The 3801-nt window shown below is 72.1% G+C and carries 2 protein-coding genes; one reads left to right on the top strand and one right to left on the bottom strand.

Annotated features, from left to right (window positions below; translation table 11 throughout):
* Nucleotides 1–255 precede the first annotated feature (255 nt).
* Nucleotides 256–1719 carry an aminopeptidase P family protein gene (locus AA75_RS21190; protein ID WP_033821733.1) on the bottom strand — a complete coding sequence of 488 codons (1464 nt, stop codon included), beginning with the start codon at nucleotides 1717–1719 and terminating at the stop codon, nucleotides 256–258.
* A 236-nt stretch (nucleotides 1720–1955) separates the two neighbouring features.
* On the opposite strand from AA75_RS21190, the gene AA75_RS21185 reads away from it, so the two are divergent.
* Complete coding sequence (locus tag AA75_RS21185; protein WP_033821732.1) at nucleotides 1956–3695, top strand: ABC transporter substrate-binding protein; 1740 nt, start codon at nucleotides 1956–1958, stop codon at nucleotides 3693–3695.
* Nucleotides 3696–3801 lie beyond the last annotated feature (106 nt).

Below are 3801 nucleotides of genomic sequence, written 5' to 3'. Positions count from 1 at the left end.
GGTGGGGGGAGGAGGGCGGGTGGTCGTCGGCCGTGTTCATCCGTGCTGTCCCCCGGGGTCGGTGCCGGACGGCTGCCGGCCGGCAGCCGCCGCCGGGCGGCGGCGTGGCCCCCGCCCACATCTGCCCGGACGCGGGCGGGGGGAGACCGGTTGCGGTGCCCCGGATCGGACCGGCCTCTCTCCGCTCCCGCCGTTGGGCCGTCACCTTGCACCGCTGTCCCGGGAGCCCCGGCCGGCCCCGGGGCGGACGCGGTCTCAGCCGAGCAGGGTGCCCATCCACTCCTCGATGGCGTCGACCGTGCGCGGGAGGGCGCCGGACATCAGCCGGGCGCCGTCGGCGGTGATCACCAGGTCGTCCTCGATCCGGACGCCGAGGCCGCGCAGTTCCAGCGGCAGGGTCTCGTCGTCGGGCTGGAGGTAGAGGCCGGGTTCGACGGTGAGCACCATGCCCTCCTCCAGGACGCCGTCCAGGTAGGTCTCGGCCCTGGCCTTGGCGCAGTCGTGCACGTCGAGGCCGAGCATGTGCCCGCTGCTGCACAGGGTGTAGCGGCGGAACAGGCCGCTGTCCTCGTGCAGTGCCTGCTCGGCGGGGATCCGCAGGACACCCCAGTCGGCCAGCCCCTCGGCGATCACCCGCATGCCGGCCCGGTGGAAGTCCCGGAAGCTGGCGCCGGGCCGCAGCGTGGCGATGGCGGCGTCCTGGGCGGCCAGCACCAGTTCGTACACCTGGCGCTGGACGGGGGAGAAGGTGCCGGAGAGCGGGAGGGTGCGGGTGATGTCGGCGGTGTAGAGGGTGTCGGTCTCCACGCCGGCGTCGAGGAGCAGCAGCCGGGTGGGGTCGAGGGCGCCGTCGTTGCGGATCCAGTGCAGCACGCAGGCGTGCGCGCCGGAGGCGACGATGGTGTCGTAGCCGGTGCCGTTGCCCTCGGCGCGGGCGCGCAGGTTGAAGGTGCCCTCCAGCCAGCGTTCGCCGCGGCCGTGGCGCAGCGCGGTGGGCAGGGCGCGGACCACGTCCTCGAAGCCGGTGGTGGTGAGGTCGACGGAGTGCTGGAGCTGGCCGGTCTCCCAGGCGTCCTTGATCAGGCGCAGTTCGGCGAGGGTGGTGGCGAGGGCGGCGTCCTCGGGCCCGTTCGCGGGGGTGGACCGGCCGGTCAGGGCGTCGAGGGCCGGGTCGACGCCGGTCAGTACCCGGGTGGCGGGCTGCGGACCGGTCAGCAGCTTGGCGAGGTCGTCGAGATGGGCGGTGCGGATGCCGGTGAGGGCGGCGGCCTCGTCCAGGTCGGGCCGCCGGCCGACCCAGAACTCGCCGTAGCGGCGGTCACGGTAGAACTCCGAGCCGTACGGGCTGCCGCCGCCGCGCGGGGAGCGCGGGCGCAGGTGCAGGACGCTCTCGCCGTCGGGTTCGATCACCAGGACGTGGCCGACCTGGTCCTCGCCGGTCAGGCCGGTGAGCCAGGCGTAGGCGCTGTGCGGGCGGAAGCGGTAGTCGCAGTCGTTGCTGCGGACCTTCAACTGCCCTGCGGGGACGAGCAGTCGCTCGCCGGGGAAGGCGGCGGCGAGCCGGCGGCGGCGCGGGCCGGTGGCGTCGTGGCCGGGGACCCGGGCGCCGGCGGGCAGCGGGCTGGGGGCCCAGGCGGTGCCCATGAAGGCGTCGAGTGCGGGCGAGACGGGCAGATCGTGGCTGCCGGTGTTGAGGTGGGGTACGGGTTCGGCGGTCACTGCTGCGACTCCTCTGACCTGGGGCGGAAGTGCCGGGACCGGCAAGGGGGTTGGGCCCCGGGAGGACACGGCTCGGTAACGGGCCGCATCAGCTCTTGCCAGTGCAATTTCACATTACTATGTTACGGGTCACATCCCGGAGGGGCTAGACCCCAGGTCGCCCCTCCGGTGTGGGCCCCGGATCAGCCCCGGGGCGGACCGGGCCTCAACTTCGGCCCCCCATCTCGGAGTTCGACATGAACAGGCGCACCCACGTCGCCCTGGCGGCGACCATCGCAGCAACCCTCACACTCGGCCTCTCGGCCTGCGGCAGCAGCGCCGACAGCGGCGGCGGCGCCGGCGACCAGGCGGGCGTCACCACCGAGGGCAACGGCATCATCGGCGGGACGCCGGTCAAGGGCGGCACCCTCACCATCCTGTCCAACCAGGACTTCGACCAGCTCGACCCGGCCCGCAACTGGACCATGCCGGTGATGGACGTGGGCGTCCGGATGCTCTACCGCACCCTCACCACCTTCAAGGCCGCCCCCGGCGCCGAGGGCCTGAAGATCGAGCCCGACCTGGCCACCGACCTCGGCACCCCGAGCGACGGCGCCAAGACCTGGACCTTCCACCTGAAGGACGGCCTCAAGTACGAGGACGGCACCCCGATCGTCGCCGACGACATCAAGTACAACGTCGAGCGCTCCTTCTCGCCCGAGCTGCCGGGCGGCCCCGACTACGCGGTGCGCTACCTGGACGCGCCCGACGGCTACCAGGGCCCGCTGACCGGCGAGCGCCTCGGCAAGCAGGCGATCGAGGTCCCGGACGCCAAGACCATCGTCTTCCACCTCAAGCGCCCGGTCGCCGAGTTCGGCTACACCGTCACCCTGCCCACCTTCGCGCCGGTGCCCAAGGCCAAGGAGGCCGGCGCCAACTACAGCAACCACCCGGTCTCCTCCGGCCCGTACAAGATCGAGGAGTACGACCGGGGCAAGCGCATGGTGCTGGTCCGCAACACCAACTGGGACGAGAAGACCGACCCGGTCCGCAAGGCGTACCCGGACCGGATCGTGGTCGAGCAGACCCTCAAGGGCGCCGGCATCGCCGACCGGCTGATCGCCGACCAGGGGGACGACAAGAACGCGGTCTCCTACGTCGACCTGGTCTCCGCGAAGGTCGGCGAGGTGCTCACCAACCCGGACCTGAAGAAGCGTCTGATCAGCGAGAACTCCGGCTGCACCGCGATGTTGGTGACCAACACCAGCAAGCCCCCCTTCGACAACCAGAAGCTGCGCCTGGCGCTGCAGTACGCGGTCGACAAGGAGGCGTACGCCACCGCGGTCGGCGGCCCCGCGTTCAACGACGTCGCCACCACCTTCCTGCCGCCGGTGCTGACCGCCGGCGCGCCGATCGACCACTTCATGATCAAGCCGGCCGGTGACCCGGACAAGGCCAAGCAGCTGATGGCCGAGGCCGGCTTCGCGGGCGGCCTGAAGACCGAACTGGTCACCTCCACCGGCGGCAAGCCGCAGGCCGAGGCCGTGCAGGCGGCGCTCAAGCGGGTCGGCATCGACGTCACCGTCACCACCGTCGACCCGACCGCCGTCAACTCCATCACCGGCGACAAGGACAAGCAGCCCGGCCTGTCGCTCAGCGGCTGGTGCCCGGACTACCCGTCCGCCGCGACCTTCCTGCCGATGATCTTCGACGGCCGGTCCATCAAGGACAAGGGCAACAACGGCAACAACAGCCGCTTCAACGACCCGGAGACCATCGCCGAACTGGACCGGATCGCCGGCCTGGACGACCTCCAGAAGGCCAACACCGCCTGGCTCGCCCTGGACGCCAAGATCATGGACAAGTCGCCCGCCGTCCCGATGACCTGGCAGAAGAAGCCGCTGCTGGTCGGCTCCAACATCGCCGGCGCCTTCGCCCACCCGGTGTGGTCCGGGCAGCTCGACTACGCCGTCATCGGCCTGAAGTCCGTCAAGTAGTCAGGAGTCTGACCCATGACCGCCCCGCTCTCCGAGGCCGCGGCCCGGGGAGCGGGGGCGGCGGTCGGCCCCGCAGACCCCGCCCCCGCGCCCGCCGCACCCCCCG

The sequence above is a fragment of the Kitasatospora sp. MBT63 genome (assembly GCF_000710465.2).
Taxonomy (GTDB): domain Bacteria; phylum Actinomycetota; class Actinomycetes; order Streptomycetales; family Streptomycetaceae; genus Kitasatospora.
This window is presented reverse-complemented; position numbering and strand designations above follow the sequence as displayed.

Bases quoted from the DNA above. Each gene is read 5' to 3' on its own strand.
- AA75_RS21185 (WP_033821732.1), top strand. From the start codon at position 1,956: ATGAACAGGCGCACCCACGTCGCCCTGGCGGCGACCATCGCAGCAACC.